15 protein-coding genes are annotated in these 19,714 nt (G+C 73.5%); 10 read left to right on the top strand and 5 right to left on the bottom strand.

Going from position 1 to position 19,714, the window contains the following annotated elements:
* Positions 1-60: 60 nt before the first annotated feature.
* The gene (locus ACZ5D2_RS21670) at positions 61-834 is read right to left on the bottom strand and encodes an SDR family NAD(P)-dependent oxidoreductase (protein WP_371677093.1); all 774 of its coding nucleotides are present in this window, start codon (positions 832-834) and stop codon (positions 61-63) included.
* Between the two features lie 161 nt (positions 835-995).
* On the opposite strand from ACZ5D2_RS21670, the gene ACZ5D2_RS21675 reads away from it, so the two are divergent.
* The gene (locus ACZ5D2_RS21675; protein WP_371677092.1) at positions 996-1,898 is read left to right on the top strand and encodes a LysR family transcriptional regulator; all 903 of its coding nucleotides are present in this window, start codon (positions 996-998) and stop codon (positions 1,896-1,898) included.
* A gap of 84 nt (positions 1,899-1,982) precedes the next feature.
* Here ACZ5D2_RS21675 and ACZ5D2_RS21680 read toward each other — a convergent pair whose 3' ends face one another.
* Complete coding sequence (locus ACZ5D2_RS21680; RefSeq protein ID WP_030230767.1) at positions 1,983-2,309, bottom strand: WhiB family transcriptional regulator; 327 nt, start codon at positions 2,307-2,309, stop codon at positions 1,983-1,985.
* A gap of 380 nt (positions 2,310-2,689) precedes the next feature.
* Here ACZ5D2_RS21680 and ACZ5D2_RS21685 point away from each other — a divergent pair, with 380 nt between their 5' ends.
* From ACZ5D2_RS21685 to ACZ5D2_RS21700, 4 genes are all read left to right on the top strand, one after another.
* Complete coding sequence (locus tag ACZ5D2_RS21685) at positions 2,690-3,301, top strand: response regulator transcription factor (protein WP_003948568.1); 612 nt, start codon at positions 2,690-2,692, stop codon at positions 3,299-3,301.
* Positions 3,302-3,691: 390 nt separating this feature from the next.
* Positions 3,692-4,321, top strand: coding sequence for a sigma-70 family RNA polymerase sigma factor (locus ACZ5D2_RS21690; RefSeq protein ID WP_356215140.1), 630 nt, complete (start codon positions 3,692-3,694; stop codon positions 4,319-4,321).
* A 137-nt stretch (positions 4,322-4,458) separates the two neighbouring features.
* On the top strand, positions 4,459-5,958 hold the full coding sequence (gene guaB / locus ACZ5D2_RS21695) for an IMP dehydrogenase (protein ID WP_371677091.1): 1,500 nt from the start codon (positions 4,459-4,461) through the stop codon (positions 5,956-5,958).
* Positions 5,959-6,106: 148 nt separating this feature from the next.
* Positions 6,107-7,231: a GuaB3 family IMP dehydrogenase-related protein gene (locus ACZ5D2_RS21700; protein ID WP_285535322.1), complete on the top strand. Its 1,125-nt coding sequence runs from the start codon at positions 6,107-6,109 to the stop codon at positions 7,229-7,231.
* A gap of 80 nt (positions 7,232-7,311) precedes the next feature.
* On the opposite strand, the gene ACZ5D2_RS21705 is transcribed toward ACZ5D2_RS21700, so the two are convergent.
* Positions 7,312-7,938 carry a TetR/AcrR family transcriptional regulator gene (locus ACZ5D2_RS21705; RefSeq protein WP_371677090.1) on the bottom strand — a complete coding sequence of 209 codons (627 nt, stop codon included), beginning with the start codon at positions 7,936-7,938 and terminating at the stop codon, positions 7,312-7,314.
* Between the two features lie 84 nt (positions 7,939-8,022).
* Between ACZ5D2_RS21705 and ACZ5D2_RS21710 the strand changes: the two genes are divergently transcribed.
* A complete protein-coding gene (locus tag ACZ5D2_RS21710; RefSeq protein WP_371677089.1) occupies positions 8,023-8,454 on the top strand; it encodes a DUF4345 domain-containing protein in 432 nt (143 codons plus the stop codon).
* Here the strand turns inward: ACZ5D2_RS21710 and ACZ5D2_RS21715 are convergent.
* Entirely contained in the window at positions 8,451-8,918 is a 468-nt protein-coding gene (locus ACZ5D2_RS21715) for a hypothetical protein (RefSeq protein WP_371677088.1), read from the bottom strand. The two genes, ACZ5D2_RS21710 and ACZ5D2_RS21715, sit on opposite strands and share 4 nt — an antisense overlap.
* A gap of 184 nt (positions 8,919-9,102) precedes the next feature.
* Positions 9,103-10,332 (bottom strand): nucleotide sugar dehydrogenase, encoded by a 1,230-nt coding sequence (locus ACZ5D2_RS21720; protein ID WP_371677087.1) that lies wholly within the window; start codon positions 10,330-10,332, stop codon positions 9,103-9,105.
* 275 nt (positions 10,333-10,607) lie between these two features.
* Between ACZ5D2_RS21720 and ACZ5D2_RS21725 the strand changes: the two genes are divergently transcribed.
* The 4 genes from ACZ5D2_RS21725 to ACZ5D2_RS21740 all read left to right on the top strand — a co-directional run bounded on the left by ACZ5D2_RS21725 (position 10,608) and on the right by ACZ5D2_RS21740 (position 19,680).
* The gene (locus ACZ5D2_RS21725) at positions 10,608-12,314 is read left to right on the top strand and encodes a glycerol-3-phosphate dehydrogenase/oxidase (protein ID WP_371677086.1); all 1,707 of its coding nucleotides are present in this window, start codon (positions 10,608-10,610) and stop codon (positions 12,312-12,314) included.
* A gap of 150 nt (positions 12,315-12,464) precedes the next feature.
* Complete coding sequence (locus ACZ5D2_RS21730; RefSeq protein ID WP_371677085.1) at positions 12,465-15,161, top strand: serine/threonine-protein kinase; 2,697 nt, start codon at positions 12,465-12,467, stop codon at positions 15,159-15,161.
* A 118-nt stretch (positions 15,162-15,279) separates the two neighbouring features.
* A complete protein-coding gene (locus tag ACZ5D2_RS21735; RefSeq protein ID WP_468931191.1) occupies positions 15,280-17,925 on the top strand; it encodes a protein kinase in 2,646 nt (881 codons plus the stop codon).
* Positions 17,926-18,039: 114 nt separating this feature from the next.
* Complete coding sequence (locus ACZ5D2_RS21740) at positions 18,040-19,680, top strand: serine/threonine-protein kinase (RefSeq protein WP_371677083.1); 1,641 nt, start codon at positions 18,040-18,042, stop codon at positions 19,678-19,680.
* Positions 19,681-19,714 lie beyond the last annotated feature (34 nt).

Genomic DNA, 19,714 nt, shown 5'->3' on the forward strand with positions numbered 1-19,714 from the left:
GACACGTCCAGTTTAGGGAGATTTCACCCACTTGCCAGGCTTACCTGTGGGTCACACCGGTTACTGGGGGCCGTACTTGCGCCCGGTGCGGGAGGACACGCCGCCGAGGATCCCGCGCGGCGTCAGCTTCACCACTCCCATCAGCGCCTTGTACCGCGGGTCGGGGATCGACACGGTCTTGCCGCGGGCCAGGTCCGCCAGGGCCGCCGCCACCAGCTTGTCGGCGTCGAGCCACAGCCAGCCCGGGATGTTGTCCGTCCCCATGCCCGCCCGCTGGTGGAACTCGGTCCGCACGAATCCGGGGCACAGGGCCATCAGCCGCACTCCGGAACCCGCGAGGTCCCGTGCCGCCCCCTGGGTGAACTGCACGACCCACGCCTTGCTCGCGCCGTAGGTGCCGCGCGGCACGAAGGCCGCCACCGAGGCCACGTTCACCACTCCGCCGCGCCCGCGCGAGCGCATCGACCCGGTCGCCGCCGAGGTCAGCCGCAGCACCGCCTCGACGTGCACCTTGATCATGGCCAGCTCGTCGGCCATCGAGACGTCGAGGTAGCGGCCCTTGTTGCCGAAGCCCGCGTTGTTGACCAGCAGGTCCACGGGGTGCGTACGGTCCCCGAGGCGGGTCTCGACCGCCGCGATGCCCCGCTCCGTGGAGAGGTCGGCGGTCAGCACCTCCGCCTCGATGCCGTGCCGGTCGTGCAGCTCGGTGGCCTGCTCGGCCAGCCGCTTGGTGTCGCGGGCCACCAGCACGAGGTTGTGCCCCTGGGTGGCCAGGCGGCGGGCGAAGGCGGCGCCGATGCCCGCCGTGGATCCCGTAATCAACGCAGTCGTCATGTGCGCAACCTAGCCGCCCCGCCCGGCCTGAGCGCCTGCGCGGGCGGGTGCGTACGCACTCGTGATCTTCCGGCTCCGCGGTGTCACCGGAAGGGGCCCCGAGCTCAAAGGGTCAGGGAGGGCATTGGCGTCGCGGTCAAAGTCGGGCTTATGATCGAACCGTGATTGAGGCACGCCATCTCCGGGTCCTGCGCGCTGTCGCCGGGACCGGGTCCTTCTCCGCCGCCGCCCGTGAGCTCGGCTGCACCCAGCCCGCCGTCTCCCAGCAGATGAAGGCCCTCGAACAGTCGGCCGGTACCCCGCTGCTGATCCGCACGGGCCGCGAGATGCGGCTGACCCAGGCCGGCGAGGCCCTGGTGCGCCACGCGGCCGGGATCCTGGCCGGGCTGACCGCGGCCGAGGAGGAGGTCGCGGCCATTGCCGGGCTGCGCGCCGGGCGGGTCCGGCTCGTCTCCTTCCCGAGCGGGAGCTCCACCCTGGTGCCGACCGCGCTCGCGGCGATGCGCGCCGCGCACCCCGGCACCCGCATCTCGCTGGTCGAGGCGGAGCCGCCGCGGTCGGTGGAGATGCTGCGCGAGGGCGACTGCGACCTGGCCCTGGCCTTCCGCTACGGGGGCGGGGCGGCGGGGGCGGCGGCCGAGTGGGAGGACCTGGTGGTCACGCCGCTGCTCACCGACCGGCTCGTCGGGCTGGTTCCCGACGGGCACCGGCTGGCCGGCGCCGAGCGGGTGGGCATGGCCGAACTGGCCGAGGAGCCCTGGATCGCGGGCTGCCCGCGCTGCCGCCGCCATCTGGTGGAGGTGTGCGAGGGCGCGGGCTTCACCCCGCGCATCGACTTCGCCACCGACGACTACCCCGCCGTGGTCGGGCTGGTCGGGGCGGGGCTCGGGGTCGCGGTGCTGCCGGAGCTGGCGGTGGAGTCCGTACGGGCCAAGGGCGTGAGCACCCTGGCCGTGGAGCCGGCGGTGGAGCGGGAGGTCGTGGCGCTGACGCTGCCCGACCTGGCGCGCGTACCCGCGGTGGCGGCGACCCTGGGCGAACTGGTGCGGGCCGCCGCGCGCTGACCCCCGCCCCGTCCGGCGCGGCGCCGGGGAGGGCGGGAGGTCAGGCGAAACGTTCCTTCGGGGGTCGCTGCCGCCGCTCGGGGGTCAGTGGGGGGCGATGGGGCCGATCGTGCTCGACGCGGGGATCAGGCGGTGCCGCGCGCGGCCCATCAGCTCCTCGCGTTCGTCCTCGGTGAGGCCGCCCCACACCCCGTAGGGCTCGCGGACGGCCAGTGCGTGCGCGGCGCATTCCGAACGCACCGGGCATCTCATGCAGACCTCTTTAGCGGAGGCCTCGCGCGCACTCCTGGCCGCGCCCCGCTCGCCCTCCGGGTGGAAGAACAGGGAGCTGTCGACCCCGCGGCAGGCAGCCAGCAGCTGCCAGTCCCAGAGGTCGGCGTTCGGTCCGGGGAGGCGGGAGAAATCTGCCATGGGTAGTCCCTCTTGGTGCCGGTACTGAGGCGGATACGGTCCATGTCTCCACACCTACTGTCGTAGTAGATGTAAATATGACTCATTGGGAATCTAGCCTCAGACACATGCCAAACGGAAGAAAAGCCGCCAAATAGGGCATAGCTCCAGATGGAGGACAGCTCGCTCGTGGCTCCGGCGTCGTGATCGCTTCCTCACGTAGAGTGCCGAAGGTGTCCGTCCGACCCGTAACTCTTTCGAGTGACCATCGTTGAGAGAGCGAGTGCGGTTGAACCGAGAAGTTCCCGGACAGGTGTCCGAGGGCATCGATCGCACAGGTGACGATACGTACCAGCCTGGAGGCTCAAGGTGACGCGCATCAGCAGCTGCGGAGGGCGGTCATGACTTCCGTCCTCGTCTGCGACGACTCCCCGCTTGCCCGAGAGGCGCTCCGTCGCGCGGTTGCCACCGTGCCCGGCGTCGAGCGTGTGACGACGGCTGCCAACGGCGAGGAAGTCCTCCGCCGCTGGGGTGCCGACCGCTCCGACCTGATTCTGATGGATGTACGGATGCCGGGGCTGGGCGGTGTCGAGACGGTCCGCCGGCTCCTGTCCGCCGACCCGGGCGCCCGCATCATCATGCTGACGGTCGCCGAGGACCTGGACGGGGTGGCCCTCGCGGTCGCCGCCGGCGCCCGCGGGTACCTGCACAAGGACGCCTCGCGCGCCGAACTGCGGGCCACGGTCACCCAGGCCCTCGCCGACCCGACCTGGCGACTGGCACCGCGCCGGCTGCGCTCGGCCGAGATGGGCGCCGCGCCCACGCTCACCGCGCGCGAGATCCAGGTGCTGGAGGGCATGAGCCACGGCCGTTCCAACGCGGAGATCGGGCGCGAGCTCTTCCTCTCCGAGGACACGGTCAAGACCCACGCCCGCAGGCTGTTCAAGAAGCTCGGCGCCTCGGACCGGGCGCACGCCGTGGCACTCGGCTTCCGCTGGGGCCTCGTCCGCTGACCTGCGGGATCCCCGACCGGCCGTCCCGAGCGGTCCCGTCCGCCGTCGGCGGACGGGGCGGCACGCGCCCCGGGCCCCGCGGGGAGGCGCCCGCCGCCCCGTCGGCGGCGCCGCGCGGACACCGCCGTACGTCGCGTCGTACCCGGTGACCCGCCGGGGATTGGCGGTGCACAATCCGGGGGACGTGTCGCTTCGGGCGCGATGCCGCATCCTTGGTGGTGTGCCGCATTCTTGGAGAGGTCGAGTCCCCGGGGCCCCGGGGGCGACGATTCGGGCCGAGCGGAGGGGAGGGCGCACATGATGAGTTCCGGCGCACCCGCTCATAACGCTTCGATGCACAACACGGACCACGGTGCCGCGAATGCTCCGGCGCCAAGGCACCATGGATTGATGCGCGACGACGAGGCCCTGGGGTCCCCCACGGCCACAGCACCCACCGGCGCCGCCAAGGGCGGCGGTGCCGGGGCCGTCAGCGCTCTCGTGCGCCGTGCGGTGGAGGGCGACGAGCAGGCCACGCACGATCTGCTCGCCTTCGTGCACCCCCTCGCCATCCGCTACTGCCGCACCCGGCTCTCACGGCTCCCCGGTGACGCTCGTCACTTCGTGGAGGACCTGGCGCAGGAGGTCTGCGTCGCCGTCCTGATGGCGCTGCCGCGCTACCGGGACACCGGTCGGCCCTTCGAGGCCTTCGTCTTCGCCATCGCCGCGCACAAGGTCGCCGACCTGCAGCGGGCCGCCATGCGGCACCCGGGGAGCACGGCCGTGCCGTCCGACGAGATGCCGGAACGGCCCGACGACTCGCTGGGCCCCGAGGAGCGGGCGCTGCTCAGCAGTGACGCCGCCTGGGCCAAGAAGCTGCTGGCCAACCTGCCCGAGAACCAGCGCGAGCTGCTGGTGCTGCGGGTGGCCGTCGGCCTGACCGCGGAGGAGACCGGCCAGATGCTCGGGATGTCCCCGGGCGCGGTGCGGGTCGCGCAGCACCGGGCGCTGAGCCGGCTGCGGGCGCTCGCGGAACAGTGACGGGCCGCGCGGTCTCCCCGCGCGATCCATCGTAGGAAACGACGAAACTTCTGCTTGACCTTGGTCGTGGAATGAGACGCGTCGGTATCCCGTTAGCATGGACATCCGCGCTGAGCAAGACCATTTGGGAAGGTGTCATGACCGCCGACGGAGTGCCCGACAAATTCGCCACGCTCGGACTGACCTACGACGACGTGCTGCTGCTGCCGGGCGCGTCGGACATGTCGCCTGACGCGATCGACACCTCTTCCCTCATCTCGCGCAACGTCCGCGTGAACGTTCCGCTGCTGTCGGCCGCCATGGACAAGGTCACCGAGTCCCGCATGGCCATCGCGATGGCCCGCCAGGGCGGCGTCGGCGTGCTGCACCGCAACCTCTCCATCGCCGACCAGGCCAATCAGGTCGACCTGGTCAAGCGTTCCGAGTCCGGCATGGTCACCGACCCGATCACGGTGCACCCGGACGCGACGCTGCGCGAGGCCGACGAGCTGTGCGCGAAGTTCCGCATCTCCGGCGTCCCGGTGACCGACCCCGCCGGCAAGCTCCTCGGGATCGTCACCAACCGCGACATGGCCTTCGAGTCGGACCGCAGCCGCCAGGTGCGCGAGGTCATGACCCCGATGCCGCTGGTCACGGGCAAGGTCGGCATCTCCGGCGTGGACGCCATGGAGCTGCTGCGCCGCCACAAGATCGAGAAGCTTCCGCTGGTCGACGAGGCGGGCATCCTCAAGGGCCTGATCACGGTCAAGGACTTCGTCAAGGCCGAGAAGTACCCGAACGCCGCCAAGGACAAGGACGGCCGGCTGCTCGTCGGCGCGGCCGTCGGTGTCGCGGGCGACGCGTACGAGCGCGCCCAGGCGCTGATCGAGGCGGGCGCCGACTTCATCGTCGTCGACACCGCCCACGGCCACTCCCGCCTGGTCGGCGACATGGTCGCCAAGATCAAGTCGAACGCCGGCGTGGACGTCATCGGCGGCAACGTGGCCACCCGCGACGGCGCCCAGGCGCTGATCGACGCCGGCTGCGACGGCATCAAGGTCGGCGTCGGCCCCGGTTCCATCTGCACCACCCGCGTCGTCGCCGGCATCGGCGTCCCGCAGGTCACCGCGATCTACGAGGCCTCGCTGGCCGCCAAGGCCGCGGGCGTCCCGGTCATCGGCGACGGCGGCCTGCAGTACTCCGGCGACATCGCCAAGGCCCTGGTCGCGGGCGCCGACACGGTGATGCTCGGCTCGCTGCTCGCGGGCTGCGAGGAGTCCCCGGGCGAGCTGCTCTTCATCAACGGCAAGCAGTTCAAGTCGTACCGCGGCATGGGCTCGCTCGGCGCGATGCAGACCCGCGGCGACCGCAAGTCCTTCTCCAAGGACCGCTACTTCCAGGAGGGCGTCGGCGGTGACGACAAGCTGATCCCCGAGGGCATCGAGGGCCAGGTCCCCTACCGCGGCCCGCTCTCCGCGGTCGTGCACCAGCTCGTCGGCGGTCTGCGCCAGTCGATGTTCTACGTCGGCGGCCGCACCGTTCCCGAGCTGCAGGACCGGGGCCGCTTCGTCCGGATCACCTCGGCGGGCCTCAAGGAGAGCCACCCGCACGACATCCAGATGACGGTCGAGGCACCGAACTACAGCCGCAAGGGCTGAAGCGCGTGAGGTGAGGGGCGGACCCGGCGGAAGCGCCGGGTCCGCCCCTTCGCCGTGCGCGCGTACGTCCGTACAGCGGTCACCGAAACGCAGTCCTCCGCCCGTCGGGGATACTGGACGGGCAGACCCAGAGGAAAGGCCACCACACGTGACTGAGATCGAGATCGGGCGCGGCAAGCGCGGCCGCCGGGCGTACGCCTTCGACGACATCGCCATCGTCCCGAGCCGGCGCACGCGGGACCCGAAGGAGGTCTCGATCGCCTGGCAGATCGACGCGTACCGCTTCGAGCTTCCCTTCCTGGCCGCCCCCATGGACTCGGTGGTCTCCCCGCAGACCGCGATCCGCATCGGTGAGCTCGGCGGCCTCGGCGTGCTGAACCTCGAAGGTCTGTGGACCCGCTACGAGGACCCGCAGCCGCTGCTGGACGAGATCGCGGAGCTGGACGAGGAGACCGCGACCCGCCGTCTCCAGGAGATCTACTCCGCGCCGATCCAGGCGGACCTGATCCGTCAGCGGATCAAGGAGGTGCGCGACTCCGGTGTCGTCACCGCCGCAGCGCTCTCCCCGCAGCGCACGGCCGAGTTCTCCAAGGCCGTCGTCGACGCGGGCGTGGACATCTTCGTCATCCGCGGCACCACCGTGTCGGCGGAGCACGTCTCCGGCGCCGCCGAGCCGCTGAACCTCAAGCAGTTCATCTACGAGCTCGACGTCCCTGTCATCGTGGGCGGCTGCGCCACCTACACGGCCGCCCTGCACCTGATGCGCACCGGCGCGGCGGGCGTGCTGGTCGGCTTCGGCGGCGGCGCCGCGCACACCACCCGCAACGTGCTGGGCATCCAGGTCCCGATGGCCACCGCCGTCGCGGACGTGGCCGCGGCGCGCCGCGACTACATGGACGAGTCCGGCGGCCGCTACGTGCATGTCATCGCCGACGGCGGCGTGGGCTGGTCCGGCGACATCCCGAAGGCCGTCGCCTGCGGCGCCGACGCCGTGATGATGGGCTCCCCGCTGGCCCGTGCCACCGACGCGCCCGGCAAGGGCAACCACTGGGGCATGGAGGCCGTCCACGAGGACGTGCCGCGGGGCAAGAAGGTCGACCTCGGTACGGTCGGCACCACCGAGGAGATCCTCACCGGCCCGTCGCACACCCCCGACGGCTCGATGAACATCTTCGGCGCGCTGCGCCGCTCGATGGCCACCACGGGCTACAGCGAGCTCAAGGAGTTCCAGCGGGTCGAGGTCACGGTCGCGGACTCGCAGCACCGCCGCTGACCCGGTCCCGGGTCGCCGTACGTACGCCGGAGGGCCGGTACCCCGTGGGGGGTACCGGCCCTCCGGCGTTCTCCGCCCGGTCAGTGCCCCGGTGCGGGGGCGCAGGCCGCGGCGGGCGGCAGCGGACGCAGTCCGGGGACGGTCGCGAGGGCGCCGGTGAGGGCGCCGACGCAGATGTCGGCCAGCGCGGTGCGGGAGTAGGCGCCGTCGAGGAGCCAGTCCACGCACAGCGTGCGGACGAAGACCAGCCAGCTCGTCACCACGGCCGCGACCGTGGCGTACTGCTCCTCGGCGGGGGCGGTGACGGTCAGCAGGTGGGCGCGCAGGCCGGAGAGTTCGTCGTCGATGATCGCCTGCACCACCGGGTCGCCGGCGAGCGTGCGGTTGGCGGCGAGGACGGTGTTGCGGTTCGCGGCGAAGTAGTCGATGTGCGTGTCGAGTCCGGCCCGGAGCCAGGCCGAGGCGGGGACGTCCGGGTCGAGCGCGGTCGAGGACAGGAGGCGGTCCGAGGCCTCCCGGTAGACGGCGGCGAACAGCTCGCGCTTGCCGGGGAAGTAGCGGTAGAGCAGGGCGCGGGAGACCCCGGCCCGCTCGGCGACCTCCTCCATGAGGACGTCCTCGTACGGCTTCGCGGCGAAGAGGGCGGCTCCGACGGCGCGCAGCTGGGCGCGGCGGTCGTCCGGGGAGAGGCGGCGGCGCGTGGTCATCCGTCCAAGTTACTTGACGCGTGTCTACTACGCTCCTACGCTCCCCGCTTAGTCGACGTGTGTCTACTAAGCGGGGGTGGGGTCGTGAGCAGGCACGGACTTCTGAAGGGGCTCGCCTGGGCCATGGGCGTGGCCTGCGTGGCGATCGGGCTCTACCACCTGGTGCTGGGCGTCGTCTCGGTGCCCGGCGCCGAGGGTGCGGGGCCGGCGACGGCGACCGTGGACAGCCGGGAGCGCTTCTACAACGCGGTCTTCGTCGGGTTCGGGCTGGCCTGGATCGAGACCGCCCGGCGTACACCGATCCCGGCGCGTGCCGTCCGGTGGCTGTCGGCGGTCTTCCTGCTCGGTGGCGTGGGGCGGGTGCTGTCCGTGGCGGTCCACGGATGGCCGCACTGGTTCCAGATCCCGCTGGCGGCGCTGGAGCTCGGTCTGCCGCCGCTGTACTTCTGGCTGGCCGGCGCGGACGAGCGGCGGGCCGCCGGAGCGGCCCGCGGCGACGGCGTCCGGACGGTCTAGGCGGCGGCCTTGCGGGAGATCTGGAACGCGGCGTACGCGCTGATGGCCAGGAAGAGGAACGTCAGCGGGTTCGCTTCGGCCTTCCAGGCCTCCATGAGCGGGGAGGTGCCCTGGCCGACGATGTCCATGGCGCTGACCTGGAGCTCGTCGGCGTAGATCAGGACGATGCCGAACATCTGGCCTGCGAGGACGGCGGCCAGCGCGAGCAGTGCGGCGATGGCCGGCAGGGCGGGGCTGCGGCCGCCGGCCTTGCCGGCGGCGAAGCCGACCAGGGCGCCGACGCCCACGGCCGCGTAGCCGATCTGGTGGTGGGTGCCGCCGATGATCCCGCCGTAGACGCCGGCCGCCACGACCGCGGCGACGACGGAGGCGAGGATGCCGATGCCCGGGCTGCTGTAGGCGGGCGCGGGAGCCGTGGCCTCGGTGTAGGACGAGGGCGCGGGCGGCTGGAAGTGCTGGCTCATCGGAAATCCCCCCCAGGGATCGCGAAACACGCACGTACGTACGTTGGTCAGTCGTAAGTACGAGATAAGTGACGCCGCAGGCTAGCAGGGGGCGCCGACATCCGGCGGGGGGATTTTCGGGCGCCGGAACCGGGGTGTGACCCGGGCGGGAGCGCGGACCCCCCCGCCCGGGTGCCGCCCGGGGTCAGAGGCGGTGGGCCGCGCCGGCCGGGCTGGCGCCCCGGGTGTCGAGGAGCAGCTGGGCCTTCACCGCGAGCCCCTGGAGGTCGTACGTGCGGTGGTGCTGGAGCAGGATCGTCAGGTCGGCGTTCGCGGCGGCCTCGTAGAGCGAATCGGCGCGCGGCACCGGCCGGTCGCGCACCCGCCAGCCCGCGACGTACGGGTCGTGGTAGCTGACCAGGGCCCCGAGGTCGAGGAGGCGGCTGGCGATCTCGCGGGCCGGGGAGCCCTCCTGGTCGGCGAGGTCCTGCTTGTAGGTGACGCCGAGCAGCAGGACGCGGGCGCCGCGGGCGGATTTGCCGTGCTCGTTCAGCAGGGTGGCCGAACGCTGGATGACGTATTGCGGCATCCGGTTGTTGATCTCCTGCGCCAGGCCGACCATGCGCAGCGGGTGCCCGGGGGTGCGGGTGGTGTGCGGGAGGTAGTTGGGGTCGAGGGGGACGCCGTGTCCGCCGACGCCCGGGCCCGGACGGAAGGCCTGGAACCCGTACGGCTTCGTCTCGGCGCACCGGACGACGTCCCAGAGGTCGACGCCGAGGTCGTGGCAGAGGACCGCCATCTCGTTCATGAGGGCGATGTTCACGTGCCGGTAGTTGGTCTCCAGGAGCTGGACCGTCTCGGCCTCGCGCAGGCCGCGGGCGCGCACCACCTTCTCGGTGAGGCGGGCGTAGAAGGCGTGCGCGGATTCGGTGCAGGCGGGGGTGAGGCCGCCGATGACCTTGGGGGTGTTGGCGATGCCGTGGGTGCGGTTGCCGGGGTCGTGGCGGGCGGGGGAGTAGGCCAGGTGGAAGTCGCGCCCGGCGCGCAGTCCGGAGCCGCTCTCCAGGATGGGGCGCAGGTAGTCCTCGGTGACGCCCGGGTGGACGGCGGATTCGAGGATCACCGTGGTGTGCGGGCGCAGCCTGGCGGCGAGCGCGCGGCCCGCCTCGCCGACGGCGGAGAGGTCCAGCGCCCGGTCGGCGCCGAGCTGGGTGGGGGCGCAGACGACGGCGGTGCGGACCCGGCCGAGGTCGGCGGGGTTGGTGGTGACCCGGAAGCCGGCCGCCGACATGCGGCGGACCTCGGCCGCGGTGAGGCTGCTGTCCGTGGCGGGGCCGCTGTCGTAGCCGATGGTCTCGATCCCGGCGGCGACGGCCGCCTGCGCGAGGGGGAGGCCGAGGTGGCCGAGTCCGATGACGGCGAGATCTGCGGGCATGGGTGGCCGTCCCTTCCCTTCCCTGGCATGAGGGGGCGGTGCGCGCGCGTCCCGGGGCGGGGGGTCCGGACGGGTCCGGAGGCCGCCTGGAGCTGGCGCAATGTCAGACTAGGCGTATATATGACAGATATGTCGCATTGCGGGGCGGTGGCTACCGTTGTGTTGTCCACAGCCGGTGGCTGATGTCGGTGCGGCCGGTCAGAATCGTGAAACGGGAGATGTGAGCGGGATCACCCGCATCGAGCGGGTTCTGCCCGCACCAACGGGAGGCAGCCGTGAGGACAGCGACACTGGGGCCGGCGCAGCGGGCGGAGGCGCTCGCCCGGATGGCCGAGCGGGAACTGGACGTGCTGGTCGTCGGCGCGGGGGTGGTCGGTGCCGGAACGGCGCTGGACGCGGTCACCCGGGGCCTTTCGACGGGTCTGGTGGAGGCCCGGGACTGGGCGTCGGGCACGTCGAGCCGGTCGAGCAAGCTCATCCACGGCGGGCTCAGGTACCTGGAGATGCTCGACTTCGCTCTCGTACGGGAGGCGCTGAAGGAGCGCGGCCTGCTGTTGGAGCGCCTCGCCCCGCACCTGGTGAAGCCCGTGCCGTTCCTGTACCCGCTCCAGCACAAGGCCTGGGAGCGTTTCTACGCCGGTTCGGGCGTGGCCCTCTACGACGCCATGTCGTTCTCCAGCGGGCACGGGCGCGGCCTGCCCACCCACCGGCACCTCTCGCGCCGCAGGGCGCTGCGGATCGCGCCGGCCCTGCGCAGGGACGCGCTGGTGGGCGCCCTGCAGTACTACGACGCCCAGATGGACGACGCCCGCTACGTCGCCACCCTCGTGCGGACGGCCGCCGCCTACGGGGCGCACTGCGCCAACCGGGCGAGGGTGGTCGGCTTCCTGCGCGAGGGCGAACGGGTGGTGGGGGCCCGGGTCCGGGACGTGGAGGGTGGCGGGGAGTACGAGATCCGCGCCCAGCAGGTGGTCAACGCGACCGGGGTGTGGACCGACGACACCCAGGCGCTCATCGGGGAGCGGGGGCAGTTCCACGTACGGGCGTCGAAGGGGATCCACCTGGTCGTCCCGAAGGACCGGATCCATTCGAGCACCGGGCTGATCCTGCGGACGGAGAAGTCGGTGCTGTTCGTCATCCCGTGGGGCCGCCACTGGATCGTGGGCACCACCGACACCGACTGGGACCTGGACAAGGCCCACCCGGCCGCTTCGAGCGCGGACATCGACTACCTGCTGGAGCACGTGAACTCGGTGCTGGCGGTGCCGCTGACCCGGGACGACGTCCAAGGGGTCTACGCGGGCCTGCGGCCACTGCTGGCCGGGGAGTCGGACGCGACGAGCAAGCTCTCGCGCGAGCACACCGTGGCCCATCCGGTGCCGGGCCTGGTGGTGGTGGCCGGCGGCAAGTACACGACGTACCGGGTGATGGCCAAGGACGCGGTCGACGAGGCGGTGCACGGGCTCGACCGGCGGGTGGCGGAGTGCGTCACGGAGGACGTCCCCCTGGTGGGGGCCGAGGGGTACCGGGCCCTGTGGAACGCCCGCGCGGGGACGGCGGCGCGAACGGGGCTCCATGTGGTGCGGGTGGAACACCTGTTGAACCGGTACGGATCCCTGACGGAGGAGATCCTCGAACTGATCGCGGCCGACCCGTCGCTGGGCGAGGCGCTGACCGGGGCGGACGACTACCTGCGGGCCGAGGTCGTCTACGCCGCCTCGCACGAGGGGGCCCGGCACCTGGACGACGTCCTGACGCGGCGCACCCGGATCTCGATCGAGACCTTCGACCGGGGGACCCGATCGGCCCGCGAGTGCGCGGAATTGATGGCTCCGGTGCTGGGGTGGGACAAGCAGCAGATCGAGAAGGAGGTCGAACACTACGAGAAGAGGGTCCAGGCGGAGCGCGAGTCCCAGCGCCAGCCGGACGACCAGACGGCGGACGCGGCGCGGCTGGGGGCGCCGGACATCGTTCCGTTGTAACTCCGCGATGCGGCGGGGGGAACCGTCGGACCCGGGGCTTCCGTCCGATGCGGAGTGAGCAACAATGAGGTTTCTGCCGGGGTGGGTTACCGTGCCCCCCGGCGGCTGCCGGGGCAGCCGGGGCAGGCTGCACGAACGCAGAGGGGACGCATGTCGAAGCCGGAGCACACCGAATCGCCTGCCGGGGCGCCAGCCGGGTCGCCTGCGGCGGAGCTGGACGGTGACGCGGCGACCGCGTCCGGGGGCGCCGGCGCCGGGTCCGTGAAGGTGCCGAAGGCGCGTTCCGCCGGCGGGACCTCCGCTGCCGGGAAGCCCGTTGCCGCGAAGTCCGCCGCGGGGAAGCCCGCCGCGGGTAAGTCCGCCGCCGTTGCGGCGGACGGGCCCGGGGAGTCCGCGGATCCCGCCGACGGCGGGGCGGAGCCGGACGCGGAGCCGGCCGGGCGCGCCGCTTCCCGCGGGCCGGGCACCACCGCTGACGGATCGAAGTCCGCGGCGGACGACGCCCCCGCGGCTGACGCCGGGTCCGCCGCGGCGGACGTCAAGGCCGGATCCGGCCGGGGTGGTGCGGCGGAGACGGAGCCCGCCGCCGATGCCGGGCCGGCGGATGCCGAGGACGGCGCGAAGGCCCCCCTCGTGAAGCCCTCCCTCGTGAAGTCCGGCTCCGGGGCGGCCGACCCGAAGGCGGACGCCCCCGCCACCGAGGAGCCCGCCGCCGACGCCGCCGACGACCGTGCGGAGCCCGCGAAGGCGGACGCGCAGTCCGCGGCCGCGAAGGGCGGTGCCCCCGGCGGGTCGAAGCCCGCGGGCCCGAAGGCCACCTCCGGCGCGGCCCCCGCCGACGGCACCGGGACGGGTGCTCCCGGCGTCGCGGGCAAGGCCGACGACGAGGGCCCGGAGGCCGCCAAGGCCGACGACGGCAAGGCCGACGACGGCAAGGCCGACGACGGCAAGGACCGGGGACGGCTGCTCGCCCGGCGGTACCGGCTCGGGGCCGTGCTCGGCAAGGGCGGCATGGGCACCGTGTGGCGGGCCGAGGACGAGGTCCTCGGACGCACCGTCGCCGTCAAGGAACTCCGCTTCAGCACCGGCGTGGACGAGGACGAGAAGCGCCGCCTCATCACCCGTACCCTCCGCGAGGCCAAGGCGATCGCGCGGATCCGCAGCGAGGGCGCCGTCACCGTCTTCGACGTCGTCGACGAGGACGGCCGTCCCTGGATCGTCATGGAGCTCGTCGAGGGCGCCTCCCTCGCCGAGTTCATCCGGGAGAACGGGCCCCTGACCCCGCGCCGCGCCGCCGAGGTCGGCCTCGCGGTCCTCGACGTGCTCCGCGCCGCGCACGGCCAGGGCATCCTGCACCGCGACGTGAAGCCGTCCAACGTGCTCATCGCCGCGAGCGGTCGCGTCGTGCTCACCGACTTCGGCATCGCACAGGTCGAGGGCGACCCCTCGATCACCTCCACCGGCATGCTCGTCGGCGCCCCCTCCTACATCTCCCCGGAACGCGCCCGCGGCCAGAAGCCCGGCCCGCCCGCCGACATGTGGTCCCTCGGAGGACTCCTGTACGCGGCCGTGGAGGGCGTGCCCCCGTACGACAAGGGCTCCGCGCTCGCCACCCTCACCGCCGTGATGACCGAGCCGGTGGACCCGCCGAAGAACGCCGGTCCGCTGACCGAGATCATCTACGGGCTGCTGGTCAAGGACCCGGCCGGGCGGCTGGACGACGACGCGGCCAGGGCGATGCTCACGGCGGTGCTCAACGCCCCCGACCCCGAGCCCGAGCCGGTGGCCGAGCCGGTCCCGGCGGTCGAGGAGACCCGGGCGATATCCCTCACCAAGGCGGACGTCGAGGCGGAGAAGGCAGCCGAGAAGGCGGCGAAGAAGGAACGCGAGCGGCGGGACCGCGAACAGCGCGAACGCACCCGCGCCGCGCTGAAGTCGGCCCGCAAGGCGGCCGCCGCCGCTGCCGCGGCCCCGCCGGCCAGGCCCGCACCGGTGAAGGCGCCGCTCACCGACGTGATGTCGCGCCGCACCATCGTCCTCGCGGTGGCCGGCGTGGTCGTCGTCCTGGCCGTGCTCGGCACGCTGATCGGTTACCTCCTCAGCGGCGGCGACAAGGACTCAGGCCGCAAGAACGAGGGCAAGGGCGGGCCCACCCCCGCCGCGTCCGGGGCCAAGTCCCCGGGCGCCCAGGCCCCCGCCGCCTCGCCCGCGGCTTCCCCCGCAGCCTCGGCCGGTTCCTCCCCGTCCGCAGGCCCGAGCCCGGCCGCGCCCAGCGGCAGCCCGAGCGGCGACCCGGGCCAGGGGCAGGGCCAGGGGCAGGGCCAGGACACCGGCCAGGCGCAGAGCAGCCAGGGCCAGGGCGCCAGTCCCGGCAACAACGGCGGCGCCCTCCCGGCCGGTTTCGGCACGGTGACGGACCTGCGGTACCACTTCTCGATGGGGATGCCCGAGGGCTTCCACCAGACCGACACCGCGGGCCAGGACTCCGGCGCGATCTACAGCCGCGACGGCGGGTTCCCGCGCATCCAGGTCGACTACACCGACAGTCCGGGCTCCGACGCCCGCGCCGCCTGGCTGGAGATAGCCCCCGGCGTGGCCGGCAGCAGCAAGGGCTACCACCTCGTACGCCTGGAGACGGTGGACTACCGGGGCTATCCGACCGTCGCCGACTGGGAGTTCGAGCGGGAGCAGAAGGGCGTCAAGGTCCGGGTCCTCGACCGGGGCTTCCGGATGGACGCGAAGCACGGCTACGCGATCATGATCACCTGCGCCGCCGACCAGTGGGACGGCCCGGAATGCACGCAGCTGCGCAACACGGCGTTCCAGACCTTCCAGTCCTTGGGCTGACGGGCCCCGCAAGCCCGGGACGCGGGCGCCCCGGGCGACGTATCGTGTTCAGCGGGGCCATGGGGGACCCCTCGTCCGGCTGCCGCCGGCAGGTGCCCCCGCACTCGGGGGAGGCGATGTGGAGGAGTACGCGGGCCGGATCCTGGCCGAGCGCTACCGCCTGCCGCTGCCGCCCTCCGACGAGTACGAGCTGATAGAGACCCGCGCCTTCGACACGCGCAGCGGCCAGGAAGTCCTCGTACACCAGGTGCCGTTGCCGGAGGTCGTCGACGCGGAGCTGCTCGACGGGACCCCTGCCCGGCCGGGGGCGGCCGGGGAACTCCCCGCGGTGCGCAGGGCGATCGCCGCCGCCCAGGCCGCCGCCTCCGTACCGGACCACCCCCGGCTGGACCAGGTCTTCGACGTGTTCGCGGAGGGCGAGTCGCTGTGGATAGTGAGCGAACTCGTCCCCGCCAGGCCGCTGGCCGCGCTGATCGCCGATGAACCGCTGAGTCCCTACAGGGCGGCCGAAGTGGCCTCCGACGTACTGACCGCACTGCGCGTGCTGCACGCGCACGGCTGGACGCACCGCAACATCACCGTCCGGACCGTGCTGATATGCGAGGACGGACGGGTCGTCCTGACGGGCCTGGCGGCGGGCGCGGCCGAGGAGGCCCTGTGCGGGTACGACCCGGTCCCGGCGCCCGAGCCCGCATCGGACGCCGGGGACGTCGGGGACGCCGGTACCGGCCCCGGATGGGGCGGAGCCCCGCCGCCCTTACCGCCCCCGCCGGCCCACGGCCCCCCGCCCGCCGCGCCCCCGGCCGGGGAGCCGGTGTACGCGCCCCTCGTGGCGCCCGGGTACGACACCGGACCGCGCTACTCCGACCACATCGTCACGGAGCCCGTGCGGCCCCCGCAGGACCGGGCCGCCGCGGAAGCCGACGCCCGCGCCGGAACCATCGCGGCCTACCGGGCCGGGACCCGGGCCGCCGCCGCCAAGGTGGAGCGGGACCGCGGCGAGCGCGGGCCGGTGGTGGTGCCGCAACTGCCGCCGACCGGGGCCAACCTGCCGCAGGAGTACGCGTATCCGTACGGCGGGCCGGACACCGCCGCCCCGGCGCCCTGGCACGGCGCCACCCCCCGCCGCCCCGCCGAACCGGAGCCGCAGCAGGAGCTCGGGCCGGAGGCGGAGCACGAGCCGGAGGCGTACGGGCAGGAGCCGTATGAGCCGGAGCCGTACGGGCAGGAGCCGTACGGGCAGGAGCCGTACGAGCCGGAGGCGTACGGGTCGCAGCCGGATCAGGAGCCGCGGCCGGAGTGGGCGGGCCGGCCGCAGTCGGAGTGGCCCGCGGGGCCCGGAGCACGGGCCGGCGCGCTGCCCGAGCCGGCCCGCCCCGCCCTGCCCGCCCGGCTCGCCCTCCCGCAGGGCTACCACCAGGCCGACGCGCCCGCAGCCCCTACCCCCGCCCCCGCCGCACCGCCCGCCGTCCCCGGCCCACCCCCGGCCACCCCGGACCGGCCCCGTCCGCTCCCGTCCCCGCGGGCCGTCCCGGCCGGAGCGGCCGCCGGCGCCTGGGGCGGCGGCCCGCGCACCGGCCTCGACGCCGAGCGGGCCCGCCAGACCCGGATGGCCGTCGTCGGCCCCGTCACCGAGCGCTGGGCGCCGGAGCAGGCCGGTCCCGTCCACGGCCACTGGCAGCTGGCCGCGCCCGTCGGCCCCGCCACCGACCTGTGGGCCCTCGGCGCCCTGCTCTACCGCGCGGTGCAGGGACACGCCCCGTACCCCGAGGACAGCGTCGCCGAACTGGTCGAGATGGTCTGCGCGGAGCCGCCCGCCTTCGCCGAGGAGTGCGGCCCGCTGCGCCCCGTCGTGGAGTCGCTGCTGCGCCAGGACCCCACCGAGCGGCCCGATTTCGAGGAGCTGCGCGGCTGGCTGCGCTCCCTCGTGCGCTCCGCCCCGGAGCCCGACGGGGACCTGGCGGTGCTGCCGGTACCGGAGCCGGATCCCACCCGGCTGCCCGTCGTCCGCCGGCGCGGCGACCTGCACGGCCGCCACCGCAACCCCGTCGCCCCCCGGGGGCCGCGTTCCCTCGGCCGGACCCTGCTGGTCGGCGTACTGGCCCTGCTGGCCGCCGCCGTCGCCTACGCGATGCTGTTCATGCCGCGTTCCGCCGGTACCGGTGAGCAGCGGGGCCGGCAGCCCACGGCCGCGCAGAGCCCCGCCCGCCCGAGCCCGTCCGGCTCCGCCCCCGGCGCGGCGACCCCGGGCCGCAGCCCCTCCGGGACCCCCGCCGGAACCCCGCAGTCCAAGCCCGCCCAGCAGCCGAACGCCCCCGAGGGCTACACCCTGGAGCGGGACCCGGAGCACTTCACGGTCGCCGTCCCCCAGGGCTGGACCCGCCGGAGCATCAACGAGGCCGGCCAGGTGCGCTACACGCAGGGCGCGTTCACCCTGGTCGTGGTCCCGGGCCGGGACCGGGTCGAGGGCAACCCGGACCCGAAGGCCTACCAGCAGGACAAGGAGCCGGAGCTGTCCCCGTACCGCAACTCCACCTGGGCGGAGTCGGGGGACGTCAAGAGCACCACGGTCGCCGGTCAGTTGCGCGTCACCGGCCGCTACACCTGGATCGACTCGACGGGCCGGTCCGTCCTGGCCCGCAACTTCGTCGTCGCCCTCGGGGGCAGCTACCACGTCGTCATGGTGACCGGCCCGAAGGACGAGGAGGACAAGGTCACCGACGTCTTCGAGAAGGCCACGGCGAGTTACCAGGCGGGTGGCTGACTGGATGTCAGTACGGCGATTGCGTCACAGTGCTGTCTCACCGGCCCCGCGCGGTTCCGGCAGCGCCCGCAGGCTCCGTAATCTGGCCCGGAGAGTACAGAGCGGCGGGAATTCGTGGAACAGCAGACAGGCGCGGGTGCGGTGCTCGCGGGCCGGTACAGGCTCGTCGATCCCATCGGCAGCGGCGGCATGGGCAAGGTGTGGCGCGCGCACGACGAGCTGCTGCACAGGACCGTGGCGGTCAAGGAACTGACGGCGGGTCTGTACGTGGCCCAGGCCGATCGGGAAGTCCTGCACGCCCGCACGCAGAAAGAGGCCCGGGCCGCGGCCCGGATCCAGCACCCGGCGGTCGTCACCGTCCACGACGTGCTGGAACACGACGACCGGCCGTGGATCGTCATGGAGTACATCGACGGCCCCTCCCTCGCGGAGGCCGCCAAGGCGGCCGGGCGCATCGAGCCCCGCGAGGCGGCCCGGATCGGCCTGCACGTGCTGGGCGCCCTGCGCGCCGCGCACGCGGTCGGCGTGCTGCACCGCGACGTGAAGCCGGGCAACGTGCTGCTGGCCAAGGACGGCCGGGTGCTGCTGACCGACTTCGGGATCGCCGCGATCGAGGGCGACTCGTCGATCACGCGCACCGGCGAGCTCGTCGGCTCCATCGACTACCTGGCTCCGGAGCGGGTCACCGGCGGTGCCCCCGACCCCTCCTCCGACCTGTGGTCGCTGGGCGCGACCCTGTACACGGCGGTCGAGGCCCGCTCGCCGTTCCGGCGGACCTCGCCCATCTCCAGCCTCCAGGCGGTCGTCAACGACGAGCCGCCCGTCCCGCGCCAGTCCGGCCCCCTCGGCCCGGTCATCACCGCGCTCCTGCGCAAGGACCCGGCCCAGCGGCCCTCGGCCGCCGAGGCAGAGCGGATGCTGATCGAGGCGATGGAGGGCCGCGAGCCGAAGGCGGCGCAGGCGTACGTGCCCACGCGCGCGGTCACCGCCGAGGAGCGGGCGCCCGCCCGGTCCGCCGAGCCCGCGCGGCCGGAGCCGGCCGTTCCCGCCCAGACCACCGCGCTCCGGGAGTCCCCCGGGGCCCCCGCCGGGCGTCCGTCCGGGCGGCTCAAGCGGGCCGCCGCCGTGGCCCTGGTGGCGGCGCTGCTCGGCGGCGGCGGGGTGTTCGGGGTGCTCAAGTACCTCGACGGCCAGGGCGAGGGGGTCCAGGACGAAGGCTCCGCCGACAAGGCGGTGAGCGCCCCGGACCGTTCGGGACCGGGCGACGACGGCAAGGCGGGCGCCGCGGTGGCGACCCCGCCGGCCGGTTTCGTCAAGGTGGAGGACCCGGCGGGCTTCTCGCTGTTCGTCCCGGTGGGCTGGAAGCGCCAGATGGACGGCAACCAGATCGACTACACCCCCGACAACGGCCGTCACCTCATCCGGATCGCCATCGACACCACCCCCGACTACGCGAACCCGTACATGCACCTCCTCGACATGGAGAAGCAGCTCAAGGAGCGCATGGACTACAAGCGCGAGGTGCTGGACCAGAACAGCTTCCGGGACACCACCCGGGCCGGGCTGTGGGACTTCTCCTGGACCGAGAAGGCGCCCCACGCGGGCCCGCGCCGGGCCATCGAGCAGATGTACGTCAGCCCGGACAACACCGAGTACGCGGTGTACATGTCCGGTCCGGCGAACGAGTGGGCCAAGATCCGCCAGCAGTTCGACACGGTGCTCACCGGCTGGCAGCCCCCGGCGAAGAAGGGCTGAGGCGGGCCGGGCGGAGGTGTCCGCGAAGGGTGCG

The organism is Streptomyces sp. NPDC031479, assembly GCF_055581065.1.

Coding starts and splice junctions, on each gene's coding strand:
- ACZ5D2_RS21680 (WP_030230767.1), bottom strand. CDS start 2,309: ATGGCAGATTTCTCCCGCCTCCCCGGACCGAACGCCGACCTCTGGGAC.
- ACZ5D2_RS21720 (WP_371677087.1), bottom strand. CDS start 10,332: ATGCCCGCAGATCTCGCCGTCATCGGACTCGGCCACCTCGGCCTCCCC.
- ACZ5D2_RS21715 (WP_371677088.1), bottom strand. CDS start 8,918: ATGAGCCAGCACTTCCAGCCGCCCGCGCCCTCGTCCTACACCGAGGCC.
- ACZ5D2_RS21705 (WP_371677090.1), bottom strand. CDS start 7,938: ATGACCACGCGCCGCCGCCTCTCCCCGGACGACCGCCGCGCCCAGCTG.
- guaB (WP_371677091.1), top strand. CDS start 4,459: ATGACCGCCGACGGAGTGCCCGACAAATTCGCCACGCTCGGACTGACC.
- ACZ5D2_RS21685 (WP_003948568.1), top strand. CDS start 2,690: ATGACTTCCGTCCTCGTCTGCGACGACTCCCCGCTTGCCCGAGAGGCG.
- ACZ5D2_RS21730 (WP_371677085.1), top strand. CDS start 12,465: ATGTCGAAGCCGGAGCACACCGAATCGCCTGCCGGGGCGCCAGCCGGG.
- ACZ5D2_RS21690 (WP_356215140.1), top strand. CDS start 3,692: ATGCGCGACGACGAGGCCCTGGGGTCCCCCACGGCCACAGCACCCACC.
- ACZ5D2_RS21670 (WP_371677093.1), bottom strand. CDS start 834: ATGACGACTGCGTTGATTACGGGATCCACGGCGGGCATCGGCGCCGCC.